The 25,448-nt window shown below is 39.3% G+C and carries 26 protein-coding genes and 1 tRNA gene; 13 read left to right on the top strand and 14 right to left on the bottom strand.

The features are described from left to right. Window positions 1-61 precede the first annotated feature (61 nt). The 3 genes from NRF22_RS03515 (at window position 62) to NRF22_RS03505 (ending at window position 4,967) form a co-directional block, all read left to right on the top strand. Window positions 62-1,894: an ABC transporter ATP-binding protein gene (locus NRF22_RS03515; protein WP_263779305.1), complete on the top strand. Its 1,833-nt coding sequence runs from the start codon at window positions 62-64 to the stop codon at window positions 1,892-1,894. Beyond that, window positions 1,881-3,791, top strand: a complete 1,911-nt coding sequence (locus NRF22_RS03510) for an ABC transporter ATP-binding protein (RefSeq protein WP_263779304.1) — start codon at window positions 1,881-1,883, stop codon at window positions 3,789-3,791. Before NRF22_RS03515 ends, NRF22_RS03510 begins: the two co-directional genes overlap by 14 nt. 72 nt (window positions 3,792-3,863) lie before the next feature. Continuing rightward, the gene (locus NRF22_RS03505) at window positions 3,864-4,967 is read left to right on the top strand and encodes a P1 family peptidase (RefSeq protein WP_263779303.1); all 1,104 of its coding nucleotides are present in this window, start codon (window positions 3,864-3,866) and stop codon (window positions 4,965-4,967) included. Between the two features lie 32 nt (window positions 4,968-4,999). Here the strand turns inward: NRF22_RS03505 and NRF22_RS03500 are convergent, their stop codons facing one another. Further along, window positions 5,000-5,179 carry a hypothetical protein gene (locus tag NRF22_RS03500; protein WP_007744966.1) on the bottom strand — a complete coding sequence of 60 codons (180 nt, stop codon included), beginning with the start codon at window positions 5,177-5,179 and terminating at the stop codon, window positions 5,000-5,002. Between the two features lie 187 nt (window positions 5,180-5,366). Here NRF22_RS03500 and NRF22_RS03495 point away from each other — a divergent pair, with 187 nt between their 5' ends. Then, window positions 5,367-5,636, top strand: coding sequence for a hypothetical protein (locus tag NRF22_RS03495; protein ID WP_263779302.1), 270 nt, complete (start codon window positions 5,367-5,369; stop codon window positions 5,634-5,636). A 43-nt stretch (window positions 5,637-5,679) separates the two neighbouring features. On the opposite strand, the gene NRF22_RS03490 is transcribed toward NRF22_RS03495, so the two are convergent. Both NRF22_RS03490 and NRF22_RS03485 read right to left on the bottom strand, forming a co-directional pair. Beyond that, window positions 5,680-6,456 (bottom strand): ABC transporter permease, encoded by a 777-nt coding sequence (locus NRF22_RS03490; protein ID WP_028291846.1) that lies wholly within the window; start codon window positions 6,454-6,456, stop codon window positions 5,680-5,682. Window positions 6,457-6,468: 12 nt separating this feature from the next. Then, on the bottom strand, window positions 6,469-7,410 hold the full coding sequence (locus tag NRF22_RS03485; RefSeq protein WP_263779300.1) for an ATP-binding cassette domain-containing protein: 942 nt from the start codon (window positions 7,408-7,410) through the stop codon (window positions 6,469-6,471). 135 nt (window positions 7,411-7,545) lie between these two features. On the opposite strand from NRF22_RS03485, the gene NRF22_RS03480 reads away from it, so the two are divergent. From NRF22_RS03480 to NRF22_RS03470, 3 genes are all read left to right on the top strand, one after another. Further along, window positions 7,546-8,052 carry a MarR family winged helix-turn-helix transcriptional regulator gene (locus NRF22_RS03480; RefSeq protein ID WP_263779299.1) on the top strand — a complete coding sequence of 169 codons (507 nt, stop codon included), beginning with the start codon at window positions 7,546-7,548 and terminating at the stop codon, window positions 8,050-8,052. A 499-nt stretch (window positions 8,053-8,551) separates the two neighbouring features. Beyond that, window positions 8,552-8,923 (top strand): hypothetical protein, encoded by a 372-nt coding sequence (locus NRF22_RS03475; protein WP_263779298.1) that lies wholly within the window; start codon window positions 8,552-8,554, stop codon window positions 8,921-8,923. Window positions 8,924-9,190: 267 nt separating this feature from the next. After that, window positions 9,191-9,613: a hypothetical protein gene (locus NRF22_RS03470; protein ID WP_263779297.1), complete on the top strand. Its 423-nt coding sequence runs from the start codon at window positions 9,191-9,193 to the stop codon at window positions 9,611-9,613. A 4-nt stretch (window positions 9,614-9,617) separates the two neighbouring features. Here NRF22_RS03470 and NRF22_RS03465 read toward each other — a convergent pair whose 3' ends face one another. The 4 genes from NRF22_RS03465 to NRF22_RS03450 all read right to left on the bottom strand — a co-directional run bounded on the left by NRF22_RS03465 (window position 9,618) and on the right by NRF22_RS03450 (window position 14,703). Next, window positions 9,618-10,223 carry a recombinase family protein gene (locus tag NRF22_RS03465; RefSeq protein ID WP_263779296.1) on the bottom strand — a complete coding sequence of 202 codons (606 nt, stop codon included), beginning with the start codon at window positions 10,221-10,223 and terminating at the stop codon, window positions 9,618-9,620. Between the two features lie 110 nt (window positions 10,224-10,333). Beyond that, window positions 10,334-11,515: an MFS transporter gene (locus NRF22_RS03460; protein WP_263779295.1), complete on the bottom strand. Its 1,182-nt coding sequence runs from the start codon at window positions 11,513-11,515 to the stop codon at window positions 10,334-10,336. Between the two features lie 64 nt (window positions 11,516-11,579). Continuing rightward, window positions 11,580-13,244: a glycoside hydrolase family 13 protein gene (locus NRF22_RS03455; RefSeq protein ID WP_263779294.1), complete on the bottom strand. Its 1,665-nt coding sequence runs from the start codon at window positions 13,242-13,244 to the stop codon at window positions 11,580-11,582. A gap of 49 nt (window positions 13,245-13,293) precedes the next feature. Then, window positions 13,294-14,703: an SLC45 family MFS transporter gene (locus NRF22_RS03450; RefSeq protein WP_263779293.1), complete on the bottom strand. Its 1,410-nt coding sequence runs from the start codon at window positions 14,701-14,703 to the stop codon at window positions 13,294-13,296. A 201-nt stretch (window positions 14,704-14,904) separates the two neighbouring features. Between NRF22_RS03450 and NRF22_RS03445 the strand changes: the two genes are divergently transcribed. Continuing rightward, entirely contained in the window at window positions 14,905-15,891 is a 987-nt protein-coding gene (locus NRF22_RS03445) for a LacI family DNA-binding transcriptional regulator (RefSeq protein ID WP_263779292.1), read from the top strand. Window positions 15,892-16,068: 177 nt separating this feature from the next. Here NRF22_RS03445 and NRF22_RS03440 read toward each other — a convergent pair whose 3' ends face one another. Continuing rightward, window positions 16,069-16,626, bottom strand: coding sequence for a DUF1349 domain-containing protein (locus NRF22_RS03440; RefSeq protein WP_263779291.1), 558 nt, complete (start codon window positions 16,624-16,626; stop codon window positions 16,069-16,071). A 391-nt stretch (window positions 16,627-17,017) separates the two neighbouring features. Between NRF22_RS03440 and NRF22_RS03435 the strand changes: the two genes are divergently transcribed. Then, window positions 17,018-17,725 carry an AzlC family ABC transporter permease gene (locus NRF22_RS03435; RefSeq protein WP_263779290.1) on the top strand — a complete coding sequence of 236 codons (708 nt, stop codon included), beginning with the start codon at window positions 17,018-17,020 and terminating at the stop codon, window positions 17,723-17,725. Next, window positions 17,712-18,047 carry an AzlD domain-containing protein gene (locus NRF22_RS03430; protein WP_263779289.1) on the top strand — a complete coding sequence of 112 codons (336 nt, stop codon included), beginning with the start codon at window positions 17,712-17,714 and terminating at the stop codon, window positions 18,045-18,047. Before NRF22_RS03435 ends, NRF22_RS03430 begins: the two co-directional genes overlap by 14 nt. A gap of 234 nt (window positions 18,048-18,281) precedes the next feature. Here the strand turns inward: NRF22_RS03430 and NRF22_RS03425 are convergent, their stop codons facing one another. Both NRF22_RS03425 and NRF22_RS03420 read right to left on the bottom strand, forming a co-directional pair. Beyond that, window positions 18,282-18,578: a MazG-like family protein gene (locus NRF22_RS03425; RefSeq protein ID WP_263779288.1), complete on the bottom strand. Its 297-nt coding sequence runs from the start codon at window positions 18,576-18,578 to the stop codon at window positions 18,282-18,284. 184 nt (window positions 18,579-18,762) lie between these two features. After that, window positions 18,763-19,182: a hypothetical protein gene (locus NRF22_RS03420; RefSeq protein WP_263779287.1), complete on the bottom strand. Its 420-nt coding sequence runs from the start codon at window positions 19,180-19,182 to the stop codon at window positions 18,763-18,765. Window positions 19,183-19,657: 475 nt separating this feature from the next. On the opposite strand from NRF22_RS03420, the gene NRF22_RS03415 reads away from it, so the two are divergent. Then, a complete protein-coding gene (locus tag NRF22_RS03415) occupies window positions 19,658-19,912 on the top strand; it encodes a hypothetical protein (RefSeq protein WP_263779286.1) in 255 nt (84 codons plus the stop codon). A gap of 42 nt (window positions 19,913-19,954) precedes the next feature. On the opposite strand, the gene NRF22_RS03410 is transcribed toward NRF22_RS03415, so the two are convergent. The 4 genes from NRF22_RS03410 to NRF22_RS03395 all read right to left on the bottom strand — a co-directional run bounded on the left by NRF22_RS03410 (window position 19,955) and on the right by NRF22_RS03395 (window position 23,110). Next, on the bottom strand, window positions 19,955-21,043 hold the full coding sequence (locus tag NRF22_RS03410) for an FAD-dependent oxidoreductase (protein ID WP_318528709.1): 1,089 nt from the start codon (window positions 21,041-21,043) through the stop codon (window positions 19,955-19,957). Window positions 21,044-21,254: 211 nt separating this feature from the next. Beyond that, window positions 21,255-22,094 carry an FAD:protein FMN transferase gene (locus NRF22_RS03405; RefSeq protein ID WP_263779284.1) on the bottom strand — a complete coding sequence of 280 codons (840 nt, stop codon included), beginning with the start codon at window positions 22,092-22,094 and terminating at the stop codon, window positions 21,255-21,257. Between the two features lie 3 nt (window positions 22,095-22,097). Then, complete coding sequence (locus tag NRF22_RS03400; protein WP_263779283.1) at window positions 22,098-22,589, bottom strand: FMN-binding protein; 492 nt, start codon at window positions 22,587-22,589, stop codon at window positions 22,098-22,100. Window positions 22,590-23,004: 415 nt separating this feature from the next. Continuing rightward, window positions 23,005-23,110 (bottom strand) — tRNA-OTHER (locus tag NRF22_RS03395). 326 nt (window positions 23,111-23,436) lie between these two features. Here NRF22_RS03395 and NRF22_RS03390 point away from each other — a divergent pair. Continuing rightward, window positions 23,437-24,090, top strand: coding sequence for an HAD-IA family hydrolase (locus NRF22_RS03390; protein ID WP_263779282.1), 654 nt, complete (start codon window positions 23,437-23,439; stop codon window positions 24,088-24,090). A gap of 317 nt (window positions 24,091-24,407) precedes the next feature. Then, window positions 24,408-25,367, top strand: coding sequence for a D-2-hydroxyacid dehydrogenase (locus tag NRF22_RS03385; RefSeq protein WP_263779281.1), 960 nt, complete (start codon window positions 24,408-24,410; stop codon window positions 25,365-25,367). The last annotated feature ends 81 nt before the right edge of the window (window positions 25,368-25,448 follow it).

Raw genomic sequence — 25,448 nt, 5'->3', positions numbered from 1 at the left:
ATGGCCTCAATGGTCATTTTTTTTGTAGGGTAAGTGAAGTAAAGAAAAGAGGGCGATTATTATGGTTGAAAAACATCTGACATATTCTTTGTGGAACAACTTACGCTGGTGGTGGGGAATCATGCGCCAAGAACGTCCTTGGATTAAATGGACACTTGTCGGTTATATCTGCCTTACCGCTATCGTATCGGTAATTAGTGTAATTATCCCGGCTTGGCTGGTCTCTTTGCTGGCGTCGCGCGCGCACTTTGCAAACTATGCCACAGTTGCTTTGGCGATGGCTGCCGCTTTGGCTGGTACTGTCGTGGCTCAGAACTTGTGTCTTTCATATGGACGCGATCTTAGCGGTGCGGTCCGATCTCGCGTCCTGCTGCAGATGCATAGTCGTGTCTTGTCAGTGCCTTATCAGCAATTAATCGAACCAAGTACCGAGAAACTTTACCATGAAGCATCGACCAATGGTACTTCTTGGACAATGGCTGGCGCTCAGGCAATTTTTTTCGGGCTTGAAGGTGCTCTGGCAGATAGTATCACGCTCTTGATTTTTGTGCTGACTTTAAGTGCTTTTACCCCTTGGCTATTTGTTTTGGTGTTGCTGGCGGCAGTAGCCAGTTATTTTGCTTTGCAATGGTTCCGTGATTGGTACGACAAACATAAAAATATTTGGGCGGCTGACGAGAAACAGCAGGATTATCTCGAACGTACGGGTTATGCCAGTGAAAACGGCAAGGATGTCCGCCTTTATCATGTTCAAAGCTGGTACCACGCGCATCTGGACAAATTGATTCACGATCGTATGCAGTGGCAGCGCCGCAGTAGTAGGCGCGAGATGGTTAGCCGCATGATCGGGGAAGTGGCCGGATTGGTTAGAGACGCCGCAGCATATAGCTACTTAATTGCGGCCGTATTGGCCAAAACCCTCACCTTGGGCCAGTTCACGCTGTTGTTTTCTGTGACTAATCAGTTTGTGACACTAACCAATCAGCTGCTGGAAGATATGCATATACTACAAAAGGCTAGTATTGATTTGCAGGATGTCAGGCGTTTTTTGGACACTTCTAAGGAGAAAAATCTGCCTCCATTATCAGCAGCTATGGCAAAACAGCTAGCGAAAAGACCTGTCACGATTATTTTTGACCACGTTAATTTTACTTATCCAGAGGCAGTAAAAGAAACATTGCAGGATGTTAGTTTTACGATGCATGCTGGTGAAAAATTGGCTTTGGTCGGTGTCAATGGCGCTGGCAAAAGCACGATCGTCAAATTAATGATCGGACTTTTTACGCCTGGCAGCGGCCGTATCACCATTAATGGCCTTAATGCGGCTATGATACCGCTGCAGGATCGCTATGATCTGTTTGCTCCGGTCTTTCAGGAAACAACACTGATAGCTGCTTCGGTCGCCAACAACATCGCGCTAACAAGCACGCCTGATTCTGCACGTGTTCAAACAGCTTTAGCAACGGCTGGTCTAACGGAAAAAATCGCCAGTCTGCCCAATGGGGTTGAGACCCCAATGACACGAAATATTGACGATCAAGGTGTCGAATTTTCGGGTGGCCAAGCACAAAAACTCATGCTGGCACGAGCAGTTTACAAGAATGCACCGGTATTGGTGCTTGATGAGCCGACTGCTGCCTTGGATGCGCTGGCTGAAAATGAGGTGTATGAAAGTTTTGCTGGATTAGTACGGGGGAAATCAGCTATTTTCATCTCACATCGTTTGGCATCGACACGTTTTTGCGACCGGATTATTTTTTTGGCAGACGGCAAGATTACAACACAAGGCACGCACGAAGAATTGATGGCCCAAGGTGGCAGTTACGCGGAAATGTATCGAGTACAAAGCAAATATTATCAAAAGAATCTGAAATCGGGTGATGACCATGACTAATCAGAAGAAAAATTTTGGACAAAAACTTTGGAATATTATTCGCGTTGTTCATACACTTGATGCTAAAGCAGTCTGGTTGGAATTGGCTTATGCCTTTGCAATGCTCGCCAGTCCATACCTGAATATCGCTTTTTTGGGACTATTGTTGATCGGCTTGCAGCGTGGGTTTTCAAATGATCATATGCTGCTGTTATTGGCAATCTTCCTGGGGGCGCGTTTGTTTGTAACGCTTATTACCAGCTGGCTGGAAAAATTAGCGGCCGATCATGAGACTTATGTTGGTCAAAGATTGAGAGCTAAAACAACAGAAAAACTGCTTAGTATCAGTTATTCGGATTTTGAATCGCCGCAGATGCGTGAAGCATACACAGGAACCAAGCGCGGCATAAATATGAGTGGTGGTCTGACGTCATTATTGCAGAACGGTTTTAGGGATACTTTTTCCTTAATCATTTCGGCTATTTTCGCCATCGGAATCTTTATCACCTTGGCGCAGGGCCATGTGAGAATGAATGCAACAGCTGCTGGTTTTTTCAATGGTTTCTATTATCCGCTGACCCTTGTGCTGCTGCTGGCTGCACCAATCGGATTAGGCTTCTGGGCGACTCAACGCGGCAACATCCAGCAGCGTAAAATGATTGCCGGCATTATTCGAGAAAATCGTGTATTTGGTTATTTTATTAATTTTGTTGATACTTTTAAACACGGTGAATTAACACGGCTTTATCATGCAGATAAGTTGATCGAATCCCAAGAAGAGGCCTCAAATAGCAAGAGCTGGGAAGACTATTGGCGGGGAGCAATCGGTTCGCTCCTTTATGCCCTGCCGCCTACTATTCTGATTAATCTTTTAGTTGGTGCCTTGTTTGCCTTGATTGGACTGCAGGCCTTTGGCGGTGGTATTGCGATCGGCACAGTTTTGATTGCTGTCGGCTATTTTCAACAATTTATGAATGCCTTTAATGAATTTACAGGCAGTGTTGGCTGGTATCTGAATATGATTGATTATCTGCAATACTTTAGTGATTTCTTTTCTCTACCTGACGCGGCAGAATCGGGCAGTTTACCGGTCGAAAAACGAACCGATAATGATTTTGCTATCAGTTTTCATGATGTGTCTTTCACATATCCCGGCAGTGATGCCTGGGCACTGAGGCATGTGAATTTAGATCTGCATATCGGAGAACGTCTGGCAATTGTCGGACCCAATGGATCTGGTAAAACGACATTAATTATGCTCTTGACGCGTTTGTATGCGCCGACCGAGGGAAAGATTACGCTGAATGATATTGATATAGCCAAGTATGAAGCTAAAGAATATGAGAGCCTGATGGGTGTTGTTTTCCAAGATTTTCGTCTATTCGCCTATAGTATTTCCGAAAATGTGGCGACAGACTCTATGCCTGACAAGACACGCGTCTGGCAAGCACTTGATATTGCGGATATCAAAAAACGAGTCGTCGAACTACCCAAGACGATCGATACCCCATTAACAACAGCTTTATCTCCTGATGGTGTTGCAGTTTCGGGCGGAGAAGCACAAAAAATCGCAATTGCCCGAGCTTGGTATAAGAATGCACCTGTTGTCATACTAGATGAGCCGACTGCAGCTTTGGATCCTATTTCTGAATATGAGATTTATCAGCGTTTTGATGACCTGATCGCCGATAAGACAGCAATTTATATTTCGCATCGCATGAGTTCGACGCGTTTTTCCCAACGAATTATTGTCTTTAATCAAGGACAGATTGTCCAAGATGGGACGCACGATTCTTTGATGGCACAGCCGGGCTTGTATCGAGATCTCTTCAATGCACAAGCAAAATACTATACCGATGATCGAGTTGTGTCCGAACGCGCCAATGGCGACAAAAAGACGAATGCTGTGACTGGTTGACTAGCGGAGTATCTTGGGAAACATTTCCTATATTTTGTGAGATGATGTCAGCTAGATGTCGAGGTATTCAATATGGGTTTATCGGTCAATTTAGTTAACGACCTTTCAGATGGGATTAAAGGCCCTAAAAACTTAATCACAGATGTTGCCGGTGTCAAAGTGGGCCAAATAAACCACGATGAAGGCGATTTTCATAGTGGTGTGACAGCGATTTTTCCTCATTCGGGTAATCTGTTTAGAGAAAAAGTGCCGGCTGCATCTTATGTCATTAATGGTTTTGGAAAAAGCGTTGGTTTAATTCAGATTGATGAACTGGGCACGATTGAGACGCCGATTATTTTAACAAATACTTTTGCAGTGGGCACGGCAATCAATGCTTTGACGAAATATATGCTGAAGGAAAATCCAGAAATTGGTCAGACAACTAGTACAGTCAATCCAATTGTTGCCGAATGTAATGATGGGGTTGTGTCAGACATTCGCAGCATGCAGATCACCGAGTCGGATGTTTTTTCGGCATTGGATGCTGCCAAAGATACTTTCTCAGAAGGAGCTGTTGGTGGCGGCCGCGGCATGATTTGTTATGGTTTGAAAGGCGGCATCGGCTCATCTTCCCGCGTTATTGAAATTGATGACCGCCATTACACAGTTGGCGCCTTGGTGATGACTAATTATGGCTTTCTCTCAGATTTTGTTGTTGCCGGTATATCGATCGGTAAAGCTCTGTCGGAAATTTTAGTTACCGGTAAGCAAAAAGAAGAAAAAGGATCAATTATTACTGTCTTGGCTACTGATGCACCTTTGGACTCACGACAGTTGAAGCGTTTAGCCAAGCGGGCCGCAGTTGGTATTGGCCGGACTGGTGGCTATGAGGGAAACGGCAGTGGCGAAATTGTTTTTGCCTTTTCGACAACGAATTTGGTCCAGCATTTTGCCAAGCATGATTTTGACACGGTTTCCCGATTTAATGACAATCATATTGATACCTTTTTTAGAGCAGCCGCTGCCAGCGTTGACGAAGCTATTTTGAGTTCCTTGCTGCATGCCAAAACAACCATGGATCGCAAGGGTTATTTATGTCTCAACCTAGCGGATGCCGCTAAACAATTAATTGAAACGCAGCCCAAATATACTGGTATGGTTCATGATCTTTTCCACCAGCTCGGTATCAAATGAATCAAAAAAGGAGCCGCAGCTCCTTTGCTAAATTATGTTGGTCTCTTTAATTTAAGAAATACAACGATAGCATTATACAGATTTTTATTTTGTAAAAAATTGACCGAATCAAGTACTGCTTGATCCTTGGAGGCCAAAGGATGCTGTGGAACCTGTTTCAATTCCTTGATTTCAACATTCTTTGGATGAGATTGTTGTGTCTGAGTAATCATAGTTCCTCCTTTAAAAGGCAGGTTCGCTAGATGTTTACAACTCTATTCTATCAAGGAAAATTAAAGGCCACATTAAAACCGACCTTCTGTGACAGTGGTAAAGTATTGGCAAATCATCCGCTCAGAATGATCGATTAACTGGTGTTACTGGAATAAGCCGGTAGTGAATTGAAAAAGAGTTTTAAAAATGAAGTCATCAGATAAAAAACAAAGTCTTAAGGAAGAATTGCAAAAAATTCAGTTCAATAAGTTGGATGAAAAGCAAATCATAAATACTGCTATTGCTCGGCTTGAAGGCGGTCAGCGGGACCGTATGGTACTTGCATATTTGGCACAGCAGTTAAGGAAACTAGCTTTAGAAAGAAACTTATCCAAAGAAGGCCTTGATTTGCTAACGAGGATCACACGTCCAAACTTTGATGAGGATGTTGCGTTTTCATCAATCACTTGGTTTTAATTCTCAATCAGGGAGCTATTTTTCTTCTGAGTTTTAACCGCTTTTAACGCCGTCGTTGATAGACAAAGACAGTCAGGGGCATAAAAATCAAAATAATGATTCCTCCGCTAATAAAGACCGCAGTGGCATTGCCGCTCCATTGACCAGTTCTCAGAATGGTTCTAATTGCCGAGATGGTCAAACTCACCGGGTTAATCTTCACTAGCGTCTGAATAAATTTTGGCAATGTTTTTGTGGGAATAAAGGCGTTAGATAAAAATGTCATCACTAAGATAATTACCATAGATAAGCTGCCAATTAGCTCCGCATTCTTGGCAATCAAGCCTACCAAGGCAAAGATCCAAGAGGTGGACCAGCCGATAAAAATAGCTAACAATAGCACTGTGATTAGTGCTGGCAAGCCGACTGTTGGTCGCCAGCCCATGAAAAAGGCCGTGATCAACGCCATGGCTCCTGAAATCAGTAGGCGGAAGATGTCACCCACTAATTGACCTGCTAGCGGCACAATTGGCGAAATCGGCAGAGTCTTGAAACGATCAAAGACACCTGCATTAATGTCTTCACGCAATTGCTGACCGGAACCTGAGGCCGCGTTTAAAATACTTTGCACCAGAATGCCAGACACCAGCATGGGCAAATAGGCGTGAACACTTCCCGCAATGACGCCGCCGAACAGATAACCGAACAATAATGTGAAGATCACGGGTTGCATAATTACGTCACTAAAATTATCGGGATTATGCAGCGTCTTCAGTAGATTGCGGTGCGTCATAGTTAAGATGTTGCTGAAAACAAGATTTTTGTTTGTAGTTGATTGCATCATTTATTCTCCCTAATTTTTTCCCACCGTCATTTTTAGAAAAACATCATCCAGCGATGGTGTTTCAACAGCAAAATTGTTCATGGCAATCCCTGCAGTCTGGAGCTGATTTAAAATTTGTGAAACTACCGACATTCCAGAGTCGTCAAGCAATGCGGTCAGGGTTCGTTCGTCAACGTGCACAGATGCTGCTAAAACGTCTTGAATAATTGTTTGGGCTTTTGTGACTTGTTTTAAATCAGCCACCTCTAGTCGAAGTCGTAGGCCGCCGACTTGTTGTTTGAGCTGGCTTGGTGTCCCGATTGCGATCATACGACCGTGGTCAATCAGGGCAATGCGATCAGCTAAGTGGTCGGCTTCTTCTAGATATTGAGTTGTTAATAACACGGTTGAACCTTGGGCAACCAGTTTTTGGATGGCCTGCCACATCTGTGTTCTTGTTCTTGGATCCAATCCAGTGGTCGGCTCATCTAAAAACAAAATCGCGGGTTTTCCAATCAAGCTAACAGCTAAGTCCAATCGGCGGCGCATACCCCCAGAAAATGTTGCTAATGTTTGATCAGCTGAATGCAGTAAGTCGAAATCTGTTAATAATTCGGTGGCACGATTACGAGCGGCAGCACCTGTTAAACCGTTTAGCTTACCGAAAATCATTAAATTCTCGCGTGCACTCAAATCTTCATCAATCGCCGCAGTTTGGCCAGTCACACTGAATTGTTGACGTGCAAAACGGCTCTGTGCCAGCGTGTCAAAACCGTTCAATAAAATTTTTCCTGCGTCTTGGCGCAATAAAGTCGTGATCATCTTTAAAATAGTGGTTTTTCCAGCGCCGTTTGGGCCTAATAAACCGAAAATCTCACCTTGTTTAATGGCAAAAGAAACACCTTGGACTGCTATTTTGTCGCCAAAATGTTTTTCAATATTCCTGACTTGAACGATGTTATCGTGATTCATAATTTGTTCTCCTATTATTCTATCAGGGCCCCAGATCAAATATATAGTAAGGGTATCTGACTAAATTGTCAAGCGGCCGTTTTCAGGGCTAGGAATGTTGTATATTTAAAAGAGTAATGGATGGCGTAGCGAATCATGGCAAATAAAATCAAGGCAGAACTGGCCGCCGGAAAATTGGCGGAGTATGAACAGCTCAGTAAAATCTATGATGATATCATCAAACAGGCGCGGCCACGCTTAACAGTTCAAGGCCAAGGCAAGATTTTACTGGCATTGGCTGATGAAGACCATTTATCACAACGGGAACTGGCTACACGCCTGGGAATTTCGCCTCAGTCTACGAGCGAATTTGTCAATAAACTTGTTAAGTATCATTTAGTCACTTTGACAAAATCACCTAATGATCGGCGCATCAACTTAGTGAATTTAACTAGTGAAGGCCGAAAACAAATCGAGTCCGCTGCCCAAGAAGTACCTCCATTCATTAAGACACTCTCCGACACTGAACTCGATCAATTGTCATCGTTGTTGTCTAAGATCACGACGGCCATGTATGCAGATATAGATGCCGCTAACTCTACTTTAGGAGTTAAACTTCATAAGCTATTTGCCAGCCGATATTTAAAACAGTTCAAAAAATAACCGTTACCACTGGTAACGGTTAAAGCTAAAAAATAATCTCGTTTGCCGGTTGTTTTACGATGATGATATTCAGAAATAGAACAAAACAAAGTTTTTTTGGGATTGAATTAATTTGTTGTAGTTATGTTTTATAATCTTTTTAAATCATTCAAGCAAGCATGTTGGGTTTGCTGCATTGATTTGAATTCAGAAAATTTTTGTTGAGTTATCTATGTAAAGAAATGGTTGACGTGGTATAGACAGCAGCCACAGAAAGGAAACTGAGTTGGCAGAACGTTTTCCAGAAACTGATTGGTATTGTGACCGCTGTGGTGCGTACCTTAATATTCAGATCGGTTTTAATGATCGCCACTACATTTGGCAGTGCAGTGAATGCGGCCACAAAAACAGCATTTCGAGTGACAATATTTACGAATCCGAAAAAGATTTTTTAAATGGACATAAAAATGTATGAAGACTCAAGGAGTGCTTGTTAATGAGTAATCTTGGTTCGTATTAGATGATAATTAAATGGTCCAAAACAGTTAAAGGACCAATTAAGCTTCTTGTTCTGACAGCTTGCGGTGGATATTTGATTGGCAAAACTGGAGAAGTAGGGATTCACAGGGGATTTCGGAAACATAAATCCAGTACTAGCGGTCAACCTAGACGGGGCAAAGATCTTATCCGGACTAAATTATTTACTGTTACTTCTGCTGGTGAAGATGAGAGTGGCTTAAAGTTTCAGGTAGGGCAACATTTTAAAGTATTACAAAGTGATGGGAATTCAATTTTAATCGAAAAATTGAATGAGAATAACAATCCATACCTGGTTTCGGGTCACTTTTTGGAATCAATTTCAAATTTTCGTGGTGTGTGCCCTCATGTATAATTCAATAAATCGACTGATATGTTTTTCTGGTTGATTGTGAAAGATTACGTTGATTAAACCTTGTTGTGGTTTCTGAAGCCAGGAATAGGCAAGATGAATACGGGCAAATATTAAAAAAAGAAGTAACAAAACAAATCTAATAATATACGAATTTTAGTCGGTCAGACAACGGCGAGTACTGGTCATGCTTTGTAAAACAGTAGTAACTCGTGCTCGAATAAATGTGCTAACCTGCATTACATAATAAATTTCTAGAATCGAGAGAAAATGTCAATGACACTTAACAAAGAAGATATAGAGTCAGAAAAAGACGTGTATCGTCAATATTGTAGTAACCCAACTATTTTAGCAAAAGAGGTTTCAAAAAGAATAGATCAAGGACTAACTCATTTATTACAAGATGATAAAGCAAGTGCTTCTCTAGAGACCATTCTCAGACAAAGATTGATGGCAATAAAAGTGATAAATAGATCAATCCCGCAAAGCAACGCTGGTGAAATAAATACAAAAATGGAATGGATTATTAACCAACTAAAATGGATCGATTTATGTCCCCAACTACTTGCCAATCTAAAAAGTGCCCTTTTATCTTGCAATCGAGGAATTAATCCAACAACTGCCAGTACTTTAATTGGATCACCCCTCTATAAAGACTTGAAGAAACAAATTCATCACTTAGTTACACCTTGAATGATTACTCTTCTTTAATCCTTTTCATGACCCGATAAGCCGTTGAACGGGCAATGCCATACTGCTTGGCTAATTGTGTGATGGAATAAGTCTGACTCTGATAAGCGGCTTGTAAGCCAAAGTAAATAGCACGCTTACCAGGATTCACGCTGTTGGGTGCATATTCTAATTGCTTGCCAATATAAGCGCCACGCTTTTTGGCTTCGATAATCCCTTGTCTTTGTCTTTCTTTAATCTTCTCTCTTTCATTTTGAGCGACAAAGCTCATGAGGCCGATAATCATATCCAACATAAATTGATCAATTAAAGGATTGCCAGTTGCCAGATTAGGCAGATCGTCAGCAATGAAGGCCACATGTTTATGACGGAGTTCAGAAACAATGTTTTTAATATCCTGGTAGTTTCTGGAGAGCCGATCTAAGCTCAAGACTTCTAAGGTATCGCCCTCTCTTAAGTAAGCTAGGCACTTGATAAATTCTGGCCGTTGAATGTCTTTCCCAGATAACTTGTCAGCAAAAATTTTATCAGCTTGAACCTCTTTGGCTCTAGCTAACTGTCGAGCGAGATTTTGATCTGTGGAACTGACTCTGGCATAAAAGACTAAACTCATGGTATTTTTCCTTTTTCTTTATGATACATGTTTATAGAACAAACAAAAAGCCTAGCTGATAGGCTTTTTCTTACTTTTGATTTTGTACCGCTAGGGTATACCTATAAAGGTCAATTCTTAGTGATGCTGTGATGATTAATTTTTATCCTAACTAATTGCTGGATTAGAACGAGACAGGTTAAACCGGCCAAGATCCAAAAAATAGATAAGAACGCTGCTGCTTGATTTGTGAGTGAGCTTAATCTCTTCAATTCATTTAAGAGAAATGGCGTTGCAAAAGAACCCATATTAGCACCAATCAGAAGACAGGAGTTTGCGAGCGTTTCAGATCCTGCTGGAGCTATTTGATTCACTAACGAGAAAATATAAGAACCAACTAAGGGGTAGGAGCCCCCACAGATAATAGCGCCTATTAAAACACCCAAAACATTATTAGAAATTACAATAATTAACGAGCCAAGTGCCATCAGAACAATTCCCAAGGGTAAAACAAAACGTTTAGTGAAATGATATATCTTGCCAAACAAAATGCCCATAAACATACCTGTTAAAGTATTGAGCGAAATGATTATGCTTGATACAGTTCCTGTACCGGAAAGATCAGTGACAACGATATTAGGAATTTGAACGATAACAGCCGTTGAGCAGCTAACTATTAGGAAAAGTAGAAGAGCTAGAACGACAACTCGGATATTAATATGCTGTTTGGTCCTTTTGTTTTGCTTGGGAACAGGAGGTTCTGGAATATTTTTCAAAAAAAACGTCAGAAGAGGGAACGCCAAAAGATAGATGAGAAAAGAGGCGTGCCAATTAATTAGGACCAGCATTCCCGCCAAAACATTTAATAACGAAACTCCTATTTGTTCAGTGGCGGAACGAAAACCAAGCATTTGTGATTGTTGTGAACCATCGTAAAAAAGATCAATCAAAGTAATCGCCAACGAATTGAATAAACCAATGCCGAGGCCCAGAATAAGTCTGGAAATGAGAATGAGTACCCAATTTTGAGAAAAGAAAGGGAATACTCCTGCTATACCGGTAGCGGCTAAACCGATCAAAATAGTTTTTTTAATCCCTATTTTCCTTGAGATGATCCCAGATAATAGGAGTGTAATTATAACGGCAAACTGCTGTATCGTTGCAATTGAGTCAATTTGTTCCATCGGAACTTTAGGGAAGCTTTTGGCCATCTCTGGCAATGCAGATGAAATAGCGGTACCAGTTGTGATCATAACTGAGACCGACAATACGGCCAAAGCAAATATCTTTGATTGAGGATTCTTATAATTCACGGATAAGGCCTTTCTTGTTTAGAACTAAGATGATTAGTTGCAATATGATACAAAATTAAGTCGTCTAAAACAGATAAACTTTACTTTCATAAGGTCTTAATTTTCTTCCTTGATCGTTAGCGTAATTCCCGATTAATAATGTACCTTCTTGCTTTGGCGGATACACTCTATCGATTGTTTTAGCAGTAAAATTATTAATCACTAGTAGTGTTTTACCAGCGTACTTTCTTTCATAGGCATAAACCTCATCATCTTGCGGATCTAGTGGGATGAAGGTACCATATCTTATAATTTCATATTCATGGCGAAGCTTAATAAGCTTTTGATAGTAATAAAATGTCGAGTTCTCATTCGATAATGCAGCTTCGGCGTTAATTTCAGAATAATTATCGTTGATTGCATACCAAGGTTTTGCATCCGAAAAGCCGGCATTGTGATTGTGGCTCCATTGCATAGGTGTTCTGGCGTTATCACGGGACATATGAGCTAAATATTTAAGCATTGTCTTACCATCAACGATATGCTTTTCATTAACTAGCTCATGATAAAAATTAACAGATTCGATATCCTCATATTGCTCTAACCGTGTGAAACCAGCATTTGTCATGCCTAATTCTTCGCCTTGATAGATGTATGGTGTACCCTGCATCATGTGCAGAGTAGTTGCTAACATCTCAGCTGATCGTTGCCTGTATTCAGGTGAATCGTTTCCAAAACGGGAAACTGCGCGCGGTTGGTCATGATTATTCCAATAAAGGCTATTCCAGCCTTGGCCATCAAGACCTGTCTGCCATCTGTTCAAAGAAGCCTTGAGTTCGGTTAGTTTAATAGGTTGATCATTCCATTTCCCTAGTCGAACATCCGGATTAGGACTGAGCAATACGTGTTCAAATTGGAAAACCATATTTAACTCATGCCTATCTAGACCTGTATATTTAATAGCATCTTGCGGTGTTGAACCCGGCATTTCGCCAACGGTGATCGTATTGTAATTTGACAGAACTTCTTCATTCATTTGAAGCAAAAATTCGTTTAAGCGGTGACCATCGGCTACAAAATCCATAGTCTTGCCTGCGGTTACAGGCTCTGGGACATCGGGTAATCCTTCTGGCTTAGAAATTAGATTAATGACATCCATTCTAAAGCCATCTACACCTTTATTTAACCAGAAACGCTCGATATCAAAAACAGCTTGGCGAACTTCAGGATTTTCCCAGTTCAGGTCGGGCTGACCCGAAGCAAATAGATGTAAATAATATTGTTTCCGCTCTGGAACATATGTCCAAGCAGAACCGCCAAACGCCGCCAACCAATTATTTGGCTCGTGGCCATTTTTAGGATCGCGCCAGATATAATAATCTGAATACGGATTGTCTGTAGACTTTTTGCTTTGCTGAAACCAGTCGTGTTGATCAGAAGTATGGTTCACAACTAAGTCCATCATGATCTTAAGATTTAGTTTATGGGCTTGAGCAAGCAAGGCATTGAAGTCTTCCATGGTTCCATATTCTGGATTAATAAGGCGATAATCAGCGATATCGTAACCGTTATCTTTATTCGGCGATTTATAGATTGGATTCAACCATATTACATCTATTCCGAGCTTCTTGAGATATGGTAGACGTTCAATGATCCCATTCAAATCGCCAATACCATCATTATTACTGTCTTGAAAGCTCATTGGATATATTTGGTAGACCACTGCATCTTTAAACCATTGTTTTGACATTTGTTTTCTCCTTCAAAAATATAATAAAAATTCAACCGCTATTTTATAACTAGGAATGAATGAATTTAACTGTGAAAGCTCCTACTAGTAAGGAGACTCCACCCACAAGGAACATCGCTGGCATAGAATTGCCAACAAGAGGAAAAATCCAAAAGCTACCCACTGAAGCTAGAATTTGTGGAATACAAATACTGCAATTAAATAGTCCTAGATAAGTGCCTTCATTTTTTCCGTGCAATGCTTCTGTTAACAACGAAAATGGATATGTTGTCATCGCTAGATAAGTTATTCCGATTAAACAAAAGGGCAGGATTAGTAAGAACTTATTGTGGATAAAGAATATGGAAATATAGGCAATACCACCTGCACCCAATCCAAATGCATACCAGAATTTGCGTTTAGTAGGTTTAGCTCTAGATTGAACCAGAAAACCCCAAATCACAGCGGCGATGGACTGAATACATGTTAAGACACCGACCCAGTTTCCAGCGGCTTGATAGCCCGATGAAGATGGATCGGTCGCTTTCCATACATTGGCAGCGATTGCGCCAGTACTATAGGTCCACAGATATAAAATTGCAAACCAGGTAAACAATTGCACGAGAGAGGTCTCCCAAAAAACTGTCGGCGCGTTTTTCAGTAATTTTAAAAGGCTGGGTGATGTGTTCTTGTTGCTTAGCTTCATATTGTGAAAGCGCGCATAGTCTGTTGGGTTATATTCCTTTACTTGAATAATCGTACATGCCGATGTTATGAGTAATATGGCTGCCGCTATATAAAAGGCCCACTTAACGGTTTCTGGGATTTCACCCCTTGGCGCAATGTTAGACACGCCAAGGACCGTTAACAAGAATGGAATGAGTGCCGCCAATACTCCTCCTAAATTTGAAAACGATTGTTGCCAAGACCATGCCAAATCCTTTTGGTTTTCATTAACCATATCACCGATAATCATTCGAAAAGGTTGCATGCAAATATTAGAAGTTAAGTCCATCAGCAGGGTTGCTATTGCACCAAACGATAGGGCCAGTATTGATCCGTATCCAAAATTAAAAGAGCCTGCGTTCGGAAGTAGTATTAAAATGACTGCAGCCATAGGAGCCCCAACTAATAAATATGGCATTCTGCGTCCAAACCTATTCCAGGTTCTATCAGAATACTTACCTATGAGTGGTTGAATAATCATGCCGGCTAAAGGCGGCAAAATAAAGAAGAATCCTAGTTTATTGGGGTTAGCACCGATCGTTTGAAATATTCTCCCTAATTGTGATGACTGTAGAGAAAATGCCATATTAACGCCAAAGAATCCAAATGTCATAGTGAAAATTGTAGTCAATGGCAAATTCGGAAGATGGTATTTTCCCTTTTTATTAGTGTGTTTGGGTGCTACTATTTCAGTTTTGCCTGTTGGATGGGCTGCTATAGCGGGATCTGCAATAACAGCGTGATGTAAATTCATGAGCTATCCTCCTGTTCGAATTAATTTATTCAATCTTTTGACAGTAAACGTTTACAAAAGGAGAGTTTATCATATAGAGTAAACGTTTACAATGCCCTTTTTAAAGAATAGTAAACGTTTGCATTGTTGCTCTATAGTTTAAAGGGCCAGGCAATGTTAAAGTTTATCTATAAAGTATGTTTGGCAGGAGGATTTTGCTGCATGACCGTGACAATTAAAGACGTCGCCAGGGCTGCCAAGGTATCAACGGCAACTGTTTCGCGAGTATTGGCAGGAAAAGATCTTTTTTACTCTGAAATAACCGAGAAAAGAGTCAGGGAAGCCGTTCAAACCTTGGGCTACCGTAAAAATATGGCGGCCGTTGAGTTGGTGACCATGAAAAGTAAGGTTGTTGCCGTGATTCTCCCTGATACAAAGACAACGTTTTCAAACAAAATCATCGAGGGGATCCAAAACGAGGCTTTAAAAGCTGATTTAAGTGTCATTATTTTATATATTGGGGACAATGATCCCGAAATGCAGAGACGTGCACTTGATACTGTTATTGAAAGATCTGTTGCAGGGATACTTCTTTTGTCTGTTGAATTAACTCATGCCAATCAGAAGATATTAGAAAACGCTCATATTAATTATGTATTTGCATCTAGTGCTTTCGCTCAAGAGAATAGTCGTTTCATCGCGTCTGATGATTTTAAAATCGGTTATGAAGCAACTAATTTTTTGATCAGGGAAGGACATCAAAGAATCGGTTTGGCTGCTTTGGAACCAGACACCTTCGTCGGGCAGCAACGACTGTTAGGGTATCTTCAGGCTTTAAAAGAACATTCTTTCTCTTTTGATAAAACCTGGATATGTGCTGGAAATTATTCGTACTATGATGGTGTGAATGCCATGAAGCGTTATGGTCCTGACACTAAATTGACTGCGATTATTGGTGCTAGTGATTTAGCTGCAATCGGAATTATTAATCAGGCCAAAAAAATGGGTCTCAGTGTACCTCAACAGCTGTCAGTCATGAGTATTGATGGAACCGATATTGTCAACATTGTTGACCCTACTTTAACCAGTGTGACCCAATCTTTTTATACCATGGGAGTTGAGAGTATGCGCATGCTATTGAACCCGAAATTGAAGTCTAAATATACTAAAATCGAAATTAAAGAGCGCGAAAGCACCAGACGCATTTGAGTATTTCGCTAGTCAATCATTTTTTGGAGAAATATATCTTTCTAAAGTTTCTGTCTTTGAATAAAGCACCGAGATTTATTTGTAATCAAAACAACTTGATTACTTCACATTGAATCGGCTCTGACGAATTATATTGTCGTACGCGTTCATTTATTGATTAGCCATATCCCACCGGTTTTAATTAAAGTGCGGATTGACGAACTCAGCTGTAAACCCTTGGCCTTGTGGGCTGCAAGCATACAGCCCGATCCGGACGTCCGTTAGAGGCTCGTTCAAAGCTAGGTTGAACACTCTCAATTGGTGATACTCAGCTTCTTTAAAGGCATAGGCAACAATAAAATCATTAGCTTCTCTTGTCACCTGATAACGGATACTTGTGATGTTGGCCGGTATATCTTGTGTGGCCCAATCAGAATATCCTTGTTTAGTTACCACACCACCTAGTCTTTGGAACTTCGTGTTTTCGTATTCACTGGAAAACTTAGCCCAATTGTTTTCATCTAGGTAAATTATAATGCCACATTGGTCATATAGATCATGACTAGCAAATTTTGTTTGGACTTGATAAACGAATCCTTGATCAGATGAATGAGTGAGATACATGGGGGCGTTGTTTCTACTAAATCCATAATGTGTGCGTTGCCACATATCAGTCTGTGTTTCTGTTTGCATGCTTAAAGTCTGATTATCTTCTTTATGAACGGCTGGTTCATTAATCCAGATATAATTTTTCATCGCTTATTTCTCCTTTAACATCTTCGCAAGCTATACCAGCATAAATAAGAACTGCCATACTGGTGAATAATTGTTCAACATGGCTTCGCTTTGATCATTTTTGATTGTTTTGCTGAGATATTACGTATATTCAGCTAGCTGTTTGCCTCATTTCGAACACTATTATTACGTGTCAAAATCAGGCTTATCCAATTAAGCTATAGTCAATACTGCAACAATGCTTAACTATCAAATGTCCGGCCACCGCTTTTAATTATAACTTTTGCAATATCTATCAGTTGAGATCATTACCAGTATAAAAAAGATTTTTTAGCCAGTCTAGAACACAATAATAAATTATTAGTTCCAGTGACTATGCATTATAATATATTTCAACTAATGGGGGTGTCTGGTGAATAACCAACTGTCAGCAAGAACTGCTTTAAGAGAAACTCTTCCAACCGTTTTTGGATACGTTGGAATCGGAATTGCCTTTGGCATTATTGGCAAATCATCCGGACTTAAAGATATAGAAATATTATCAATGTCCTTAATCACATACGCTGGTTCGGCACAATTTATTATGATTAGCCTGTTATTAAATCGGGCGCCTTTGGCATCAGTAATTTTGACAGTATTTTTGATTAATTCAAGAATGATTTTGATGAGTATGAACACCTCAAGATTTTTTAAAAGAGAATCCATGGTGAAAAATATTTTAATCGGTACTTTTTTGACTGATGAAAGTTTTGCCCTTAGTATGAATAAAATTAACTATACAAACGACTCGCTATCTTTTGAATGGCTTAATACAAGCAATTTAATTGCCTATTTCACTTGGTCCGCGGCCTCTCTAGCAGGTGGTTTTTTTGGTAATTTTATCCGCGATTCCCAAAAACTTGGTTTAGGTTTTGCTTTGGTTGCGATGTTTATTGGTTTATTATATTTACAAATGATTAATGATCATGCCCTTTCAATTAAAATTCAATTGACTGTCATATTGTTCGTTTTTTGCTTAATTTACTTAGGTCTGGTCCTGATACCATCAAGCATTTTAATAATTTGTGTAACGATCTTAGGCTGTGCCTTTGGAGTGGCAATAGAACATGCCCTCGCTTAGATATGTATTCACAGTAATTTTAGGCTGTGCCCTGGCAACCTGGTTATCTCGGGTAGTACCCTTTATTATTCTAAAGAAATTTAGGTTGCCTAATTTATTACTTGAATTTTTAAATTTTGTACCAATTGTAATTATGTCCTCATTATGGTTTGAAAGCTTATTTACCCAACGCCAAGGCCAGTTACCGCTCATTAATCTAGGAAATTTTCTTGCTTCCATTCCGACAATTGCTGCTGCCATAATTTCTAAAAGTCTTTTAGTTACGGTGCTCATCGGTGTTTTATCTCTAGCAATATTGAACATTTTTTTCGGAATAAACTAAGTAATTAAACAAGTAGATTTCTTAGAATTTAATTTTTGTATGAATTTATTTAACTCGCGAGGATATCTATCGAAAATCATGTGTCCAAAGGGGTAAGTTATTCGAATGATCTGCTCTCCCCCCTAAAACCAACCAACGCTGGTTATTTCTCGTATATGCTGATTTTCTGGCAAATATCGAAGAGAAATTTTAGTAAAAAAAGAAGTATAGGAGCATTAAATTTCCTGATTTTAATTAATGTTGTTGCTTAGATACCCATTTGTGAATTTTACGTTCTACTAAATTTTCAATATCTTGGTTACTGGTTCCTAATTGGCATAATAGGGCGATGGCTACCATTATCACATCAACCAGCTCCTCTTTAACATTATCTTGATCTAGGCCCTTATATTTATTTCCAGAAATGCCTTGGCTAGAGAGATAAGCTTGGCAAGCCTCCCCTAATTCCTCACTCAGCTTCATAAACTGTTGTTCGGGTTTTTTGGGTTCTGTAACAGCCGCTTTTCTAATTTTCTCAATAAGATTATTCATATGTTCAATCCCCTCCGATACAATTCTTGCACAATGCATTTATAGATCATAAAGTTTTTTTCTTAACTTTTCAGGTGATCTTTATTTTTAAGACTCCAACCAATCTAAAGGAAGTTGCAAGAGCCCCAAAGTAAGAATGAATCTTAAATGAGCTCCTTGGTTAGCCTAATGTTGTCTATACAATTTATTTTCTTTTCAGAGCATTGATGACTGCTGGTTCCTTTATTTTTAAAAATCTAGTATAAAGAGAAGATGTGGCCCCACTTAAGAACCAAATATACCAATCACTGTGCTGAGTAAATATAGAAAAAGTTAACAATTCATTTTTCAGTTCTGAAAATATTTCCTTGAGAACCAAGTTGGGGGTGAGTGTTTCAAATAAAGCAGAACATCCAATTCCTAATAATATCGTAATTAACCAGCCCCATAAATAAGGCAACCCTTTTTTCACATAAATGGTCGTGCGGCCATACCGATCAGCATCATTAGATCTCTTGAATTCAACTTTGGAAACTTGGAACCAGGCAATAGGAACCGATACAAGCGTAAGCCCAAAAAGCATCGTAACATTACTTAAATTCCAATCCATAACAACCAGAAACATAACTAATGAATATACTGGGATAATAACGCTCGTTAATCTCGTAAGTTTCTCAAACCTAAAAACGTGGCTGGTCACACGATAAATGGCAAAAAAAAGGCCTAATATCAGTAAAACGTTTAAGATCATTTTGTAAACCCCACCAGAGTGTCTGATTACAGAAATCAGCTCTTAGCATTTATATTATCGTATTTGAGTTTCTGGGACTCTAAATTCAGAACGTGATGCGAAGGTTACCAATGCCTGGTATTTTAGAAAGCATGCAAAAGAGGATTGAGAATCAGGGTTTTCTTTTTGTTTAAAATGAGAAGTGTATCTTGGCCATGGTGTTTAATTACCTGAAAATTATTAATTGGGACAGAGCCTGCAATTTTGCTGATAATTATCACGTTTTTGTGGTAGGCCTCTTCCGATCTGGCCCAATTACCACTATCTTGACAAAGCAAAGATACGAACATATGTGAGGAGGGGTATCACCGTGCATCAAGGCAAATGGATCCAGTTTGTTGGTTTTAATGAAGAGAAACAAAAGGTCGTTATACCAGTTCTCTTTTATAAAAAAAACGGAATCTTTCATTACAGTTATACTCAGTCTGATTTAGTAAACAAACAGGTTTTTAAACCAACAGAAAGCAAACTAGCCGTCTTATACGTAAAAAAGCTCTGGGCAACTGGAAAGTTTAAAGGAATTGTTGATGCCGATGGGCGGACCACCACCTCGGAATTTAAATAAAAGCATAAAAATAGCTCGTTTTATGGAAGAGACATCCAGGCCTCAGAAGCTAAATTTTTCATAGTAAATTTCCCCTGGTGTAATACCAAATTTGCGAAGCATTTTTTTATATCCCATCATCATGATGTTGGAACCGGATAGCAGATAATAGCCATTTTCCAGGACGGAAGTTTCCAAGATCTTTGACAGTTTTTCGGGATTTAAGCGGTGAATAGACTCCAAATAATGAAACTTATTTTGTTTTTTGGCTAAATTTAAAAGCAGTTCCCTATATACCAGCTGATCTTGGTGAGAAACAGTCCATACAAAATATATTTCTTTTTCTTGGGCATATCTAAGAGCTAAGTTGATTAATGGCACGGCACCGGTGCCTCCTGCGAGCATCACGAGTGGCTGCTTGCTATTTTCTTGTTCAACAATTTGATTATTTAAAGTCCCATAAGGACCATCAACCAAGACTTGTGCACCATTTTTAATCTGAGCAACTCGTCGCGAGAAATCACCATCTCCGCGAATAGCCAAAACGATTTGCTTATTTTTTAAATCAAAATCAACAAAAGAAAATGGATGCATTTCTTTCATCTTTTCAAGATTAGGAAAACTTATAAAAACATAATCACCAGGTTGGTACTGTCTCAAACGACCAATTTTAATTTTTGAAAACTTTAAAATCATTTGAGTCATATCACCACCCAGATCCTTAACCTCGATGACATTAGCTTTGCTGAAGCGCCAATATCTAGACACGATAAACCACGAATAACTTAAAAAAGTTATAAACGAATACAAATAAAAGGTAAGTGCAAAGGAATTTATTTGCATTATATAATCAATTAAAAGCACATGAATAAAAACAAAAATAGTTGCAACAAGATTTAAACGATGAAGCCACACGCTGGTTTCGTGTTTAAAAATATGTCGTTCCAAAAATCTAACAATCAATTTAACCCAATGAATTCTGTCAGTTATCCAACCACTTAAAAATAAAATTGAATAAGCAGCAGTTCCGATTAAAATCCATAATGCATAATCTCCAGTGAGTTTGATTAATCCGCTAGATAAATTCACTAGAGTGTGTATGTAAGCTAAAACGATTGCTCCGATACCAAGAAAGCCATGAACGAAATACATAGATGGTAACCCAATAATTCGGTCAAGCCATTTAGGCCTTGTACTAACAAAAATTACAAATAGCATCCAAGCATATGCTATTGTACCTACTTGAATGCCAAGTATAGATGAAGACGATTCGTTCATTCCGGTAGCAAGTGCTTGAATTAGCGGAAGCGGAATAATAAATATCGCCACTCCCCAGAAAAGTCCTAATAAGTATCTATGGTTTTTAAGCATGAGTCAAATTCCTTTGATCAATCAACTGGTGATCAATCCAACGTTCAGCTGTTCCGTTGTAACTAATTCTGAGTCCTGATCCAGATAAAGATTTTAGCCAATCATGATCGTGAACCGTGGTCGTGGCGATCGCCGTCGCCCAAATATCAACATAAATAAGTTCTGAGCCGATAATACTTGCACTAATGATATTACTATCTCTGCCTAAAACTGCTTGCTTAGTCGCTGAATCAAATAAATGTGCTCCTCGCCGGCTGGTTCCAGAAGTAGCGACGGCTCCTTTTTTCATAGAAAAATGGTTGACAACTTTTTTGCTGTCAAAGGGATCAACAATTCCAATTTGCCATCGCCAATCCGTATTCGGAGAAGTGCTAAATTGCATATCTCCACCACCATTTAAATTCACGGCCACAAAGGTAGGATCAGACAAAAGAGATTCAAGATAAGTTTTCTCGGCCTTCTGAATCGCCCAGCCTTTAACAATACCGGTTGGATCATATTTTCCTGCAAAAGCGGCAGAAAATAAACCACTTGTTATGTCTGAGGCCCAAGCCGAAAGAACAAATATTTCTTGAAAAAATTTGCTTGTACTAGCCAATCTCAGCGATTGATTCTGAAAGGAAACCAGTTCTGAATCTCTACGATAAGGAGAAAAGATCTGGTTGACTAGTTGTAGCCATCTATCTATTTTTTCTGCACGTTCTAAAATGACCTCTCTGACGACGGGATTATCTTCTTTAACAACAATTTGGCCCGTAAATGGAATATTCATTTCGTTAATCTCAAAACTAAGCATCACATAATGGCCAATATTTTTTTTATAAATTCTCATTATTTAAGACTCCGCTTTATTGAGTGCACTTTGTAATGATTCTTTGAAACCTTTCCAAGTCTCAGTAGCACCACTAACTGATTGAATTTTCGCAGAATTACTTGTGACCGCTTCATTCTCATAAGTGGGCAGTACGTTGGAATTAATTTCTTGATCATGGGGATTATCCGTGGGATATTGAATGGTTTGAACCTGCGTGATTTTATTGTTGTTAATCGTTACTTTGACTTGCACATCTCCCCACTTCATCGTTCCTACTTCGCCAGTATATGTGCCATCTTTGTAACCACTGCCGTTGCCAACACTACTGCTCTGACTTACTGTTGAATTTGAAGAAGCAGTCTGGTTGTCACTTGTCTCAGCCTGTGCCGATGAACTAGTGGAATTTGCCAAACTTTGTGAACTTTCTTTTTTAAAGAAAAGCAGATAACCATCAATTGCCAATGCAATGACTATTGCAAAAGAAACTAAAAATCCTATTAACTTTTTTACCATGTTTTTATTTCAATTCTTCTGCATTAAGTCACTCTAAAACTTGAATTAATTAAAAATTAAATTTTGGATTACTATGTAAGCTTGATCTTGAAAAGCAAATACTCGAATAATTAATATTGAAGGCTTTATATTGAACTATTTTTTAACCAGTACATTTAAATGATGGTTGTTTTAATAAGAGTATTTTTAACGAAGATACAACGCCTCTGTTTAGACCGGCCTGTTTCTTTGCTTAGGCCATTGCATTTTAGCAATCAGCAGTATTTATAACATACTATTTAAAATTCAGAGGATGCTTTAACAAGCTCAATGTATTTAGCGGTTTGGGCCTAGCATAGTAATCAAAATAGTTATCACTATTTTCTAAGAAACTTAAATTATTCATACTGCAGAATAAATCACACAGTTAGAATTAAGGAGAAGGAAGGGATTTGAACCCCCGCATCGAGAAATCGACCTACCATGTGTTATGTATAGCGTACAGACAAATGGCCTCTTAAACCAGACTTGAGTACTTCCCCGGATTCATAATGAATCATTGATTTTGTTATCTATTTGATAACACAGAACAGATTAGTCTCAATGATTTAAACCAAACTTAAAGACAAATAAAATCAAAATAAAAGCACCCGGATCTCTCCAAGCACTAACGACTGAATATAGGGTTTCTAAAATCTGTCGTGGACACTTTGTACCAAACAGCTCATAGCTTCATTTAATCTATTTATACAAGTACCCAGCATTGGTAGTCACCGCTTCTAAGTCTCTTCATTAATATATCCAGACGTTCAGGAACAACCAGAGATGTGTTAGCATGAAAACAATATTTTTATAATGGAGGAAGCTCGTGAATTTAACTTTTGATTGTTATGGCACTTTATTAGATACTGCTGCTATTGAGACCTGCTTTAGGCAAATAAGCAACGAAAACCATCTCAATGGCTCACTAGCAGCTAATGTTTTTTCTAGTTATAAGGAACGTTTGATGTATACGGAGGCTATTATTCCCTTTGAAAAACTCATCAAAAAGAGTTTGCAGTTTATGGACATGGATTTAAAGACAGACCATTTGTTTTCGAACCATTATCAAACAATTATGCAAGCATATTATGATCTAAAGCCCTTTTCAGAGGCTCATGCAGTTCTAAGCCAATTGAAAAACGCTGGAAACTCATTGTACTTAATGTCAAATTCATCTAGCCGTTTGATGGAACATCATCTTCAGGCATTAGGTCATCTCTTTGACGGAGTTTTTACTGCTGACGACACCCGATGCTACAAACCGCAACTAGATTTTTTTGAATTTGTCCAAGACCAACTTCATCTCAACAATGATAATCATATTCATATTGCTAAGGGTTTCTGGTGGGACATCGTTCCTTGCACGAAAATGGGTTGGCGCAAAATCTGGATTAATCGAAATCACCTCTCCGGCTTAAAGGAGTATCAGCCTTATCAAGAGCTTCCCGATTTATCAAGGCTACCAGAAATCCTCCTTTAACCACACAGATCGGAGGTCAAACATTAATCAAATCAAAGTGACCCCTAATTATACTGGCTCTAACTCAAGACGAGAATATTTTTTCAACTGAACAAAAACTATCTAGACTGCTTTAGATGTTGTTAAAGCACTAAGACGCAAGCCATGATACTGGGCCACATTAATAAGTAACTGTAAGTCTATACATGAATTATCACAGTAAGCAAAAATATTAGTTTCACACACTTATAAAAGTGACTACATCTAATGTACCCTACGCTATGGCCACATAATTGAGAAAAAGAATTTGAGCATTAGTTCAGAGAAAGAAGCCTGTCATGAAAATGGTACTTTTGGATGGTTACGCCCTAAACAAAGACTTAAATTGGCATTCATTAGAAAAATTGGGAAATTGCAAATTTTATGATCGGACAGATGTTCACGATCCAGACCAGGTCCTAACACGCATCGGTGATGCGGAACTCGTTTTAACTCACAAAACACCTCTCAGCGATGAGGTTATCAGCCGAGCTAGCAACCTTCAATATATTGGAATCATGGGTACCGGCTACGATATCGTTGATATTCATAGCGCTCAAAGCCATCACATTGCCGTAACTAACATACCCACCTACGCGACAGAGGCAGTGGCCCAATTTACTTTTGCGTTGTTGCTGGAAGTGGTTAGCCAAGTCGGTTTGCACAACCATCTAGTCCATGATGGCAAATGGTCTCAAGTCCCAGATTTTACTTTTTGGAATAAGCCATTACTGGAATTGAAAGGCAAAACTTTAGGTTTGGTTGGCTATGGCCATATAGCACAGAAAGTTGCTGAAATTGGCCACGCTTTTTCGATGAAGATTCTATTTTATAATCATCATCCTAAAAGCATTGCACAAGCATGGGCTCAACAAGTTTCCTTAGACGATCTTTTAAATCAGTCAGATATCATTAGTTTGCCTGTTATTCAAACACCAGAGACGGTTAACTTAATCAATACAACAAGCATTCAAAAAATGCGGGACGGAGTGATTTTAGTTAACACGGCGAGAGGCAAATTAATTAATGAATCAGATGTCGCCAATGCTTTAAATAATGGGAAAATTTATGCACTTGCCACCGATGTTGTCCAATCAGAGCCCATTCATCCAGATAATCCATTATTACGGGCTAAAAACTGCTTTACTACTCCTCATATTGCATGGGCTCCATTAGAAACGCGAACGAGGTTATTAGATATTACGCTTAGTAATTTAAAAGCTTTCTTAACCGGCGGCCAAGAAAACAGAATAGGTTAATTCATCATATTCACTGTCAAAAAGCAAAATAGCTAAGACTCATTTGATTAGCTTATATAAGCAGACATAACTTCACTAAGC

Origin of the sequence: Oenococcus kitaharae, from assembly GCF_025758695.1 — a bacterium.
In the GTDB taxonomy this organism is placed as follows: Bacteria; Bacillota; Bacilli; order Lactobacillales; family Lactobacillaceae; genus Oenococcus; species Oenococcus kitaharae_A.
This window is presented reverse-complemented; position numbering and strand designations above follow the sequence as displayed.

What these genes read in the sequence shown, in the direction of transcription:
- NRF22_RS03400 (WP_263779283.1), bottom strand. Translation starts at nt 22,589, where the DNA reads ATGGTAAAAAAGTTAATAGGATTTTTAGTTTCTTTTGCAATAGTCATT.
- NRF22_RS03470 (WP_263779297.1), top strand. Translation starts at nt 9,191, where the DNA reads ATGTCAATGACACTTAACAAAGAAGATATAGAGTCAGAAAAAGACGTG.
- NRF22_RS03465 (WP_263779296.1), bottom strand. Translation starts at nt 10,223, where the DNA reads ATGAGTTTAGTCTTTTATGCCAGAGTCAGTTCCACAGATCAAAATCTC.
- NRF22_RS03510 (WP_263779304.1), top strand. Translation starts at nt 1,881, where the DNA reads ATGACCATGACTAATCAGAAGAAAAATTTTGGACAAAAACTTTGGAAT.
- NRF22_RS03455 (WP_263779294.1), bottom strand. Translation starts at nt 13,244, where the DNA reads ATGTCAAAACAATGGTTTAAAGATGCAGTGGTCTACCAAATATATCCA.
- NRF22_RS03440 (WP_263779291.1), bottom strand. Translation starts at nt 16,626, where the DNA reads ATGAAAAATTATATCTGGATTAATGAACCAGCCGTTCATAAAGAAGAT.
- NRF22_RS03495 (WP_263779302.1), top strand. Translation starts at nt 5,367, where the DNA reads ATGAAGTCATCAGATAAAAAACAAAGTCTTAAGGAAGAATTGCAAAAA.
- NRF22_RS03430 (WP_263779289.1), top strand. Translation starts at nt 17,712, where the DNA reads ATGCCCTCGCTTAGATATGTATTCACAGTAATTTTAGGCTGTGCCCTG.
- NRF22_RS03410 (WP_318528709.1), bottom strand. Translation starts at nt 21,043, where the DNA reads ATGTATTTCGTTCATGGCTTTCTTGGTATCGGAGCAATCGTTTTAGCT.
- NRF22_RS03405 (WP_263779284.1), bottom strand. Translation starts at nt 22,094, where the DNA reads ATGAGAATTTATAAAAAAAATATTGGCCATTATGTGATGCTTAGTTTT.
- NRF22_RS03490 (WP_028291846.1), bottom strand. Translation starts at nt 6,456, where the DNA reads ATGCAATCAACTACAAACAAAAATCTTGTTTTCAGCAACATCTTAACT.
- NRF22_RS03485 (WP_263779300.1), bottom strand. Translation starts at nt 7,410, where the DNA reads ATGAATCACGATAACATCGTTCAAGTCAGGAATATTGAAAAACATTTT.
- NRF22_RS03500 (WP_007744966.1), bottom strand. Translation starts at nt 5,179, where the DNA reads ATGATTACTCAGACACAACAATCTCATCCAAAGAATGTTGAAATCAAG.
- NRF22_RS03480 (WP_263779299.1), top strand. Translation starts at nt 7,546, where the DNA reads ATGGCAAATAAAATCAAGGCAGAACTGGCCGCCGGAAAATTGGCGGAG.
- NRF22_RS03515 (WP_263779305.1), top strand. Translation starts at nt 62, where the DNA reads ATGGTTGAAAAACATCTGACATATTCTTTGTGGAACAACTTACGCTGG.
- NRF22_RS03385 (WP_263779281.1), top strand. Translation starts at nt 24,408, where the DNA reads ATGAAAATGGTACTTTTGGATGGTTACGCCCTAAACAAAGACTTAAAT.
- NRF22_RS03505 (WP_263779303.1), top strand. Translation starts at nt 3,864, where the DNA reads ATGGGTTTATCGGTCAATTTAGTTAACGACCTTTCAGATGGGATTAAA.
- NRF22_RS03425 (WP_263779288.1), bottom strand. Translation starts at nt 18,578, where the DNA reads ATGAATAATCTTATTGAGAAAATTAGAAAAGCGGCTGTTACAGAACCC.
- NRF22_RS03420 (WP_263779287.1), bottom strand. Translation starts at nt 19,182, where the DNA reads ATGTTTCTGGTTGTTATGGATTGGAATTTAAGTAATGTTACGATGCTT.
- NRF22_RS03445 (WP_263779292.1), top strand. Translation starts at nt 14,905, where the DNA reads ATGACCGTGACAATTAAAGACGTCGCCAGGGCTGCCAAGGTATCAACG.
- NRF22_RS03475 (WP_263779298.1), top strand. Translation starts at nt 8,552, where the DNA reads ATGATAATTAAATGGTCCAAAACAGTTAAAGGACCAATTAAGCTTCTT.
- NRF22_RS03450 (WP_263779293.1), bottom strand. Translation starts at nt 14,703, where the DNA reads ATGAATTTACATCACGCTGTTATTGCAGATCCCGCTATAGCAGCCCAT.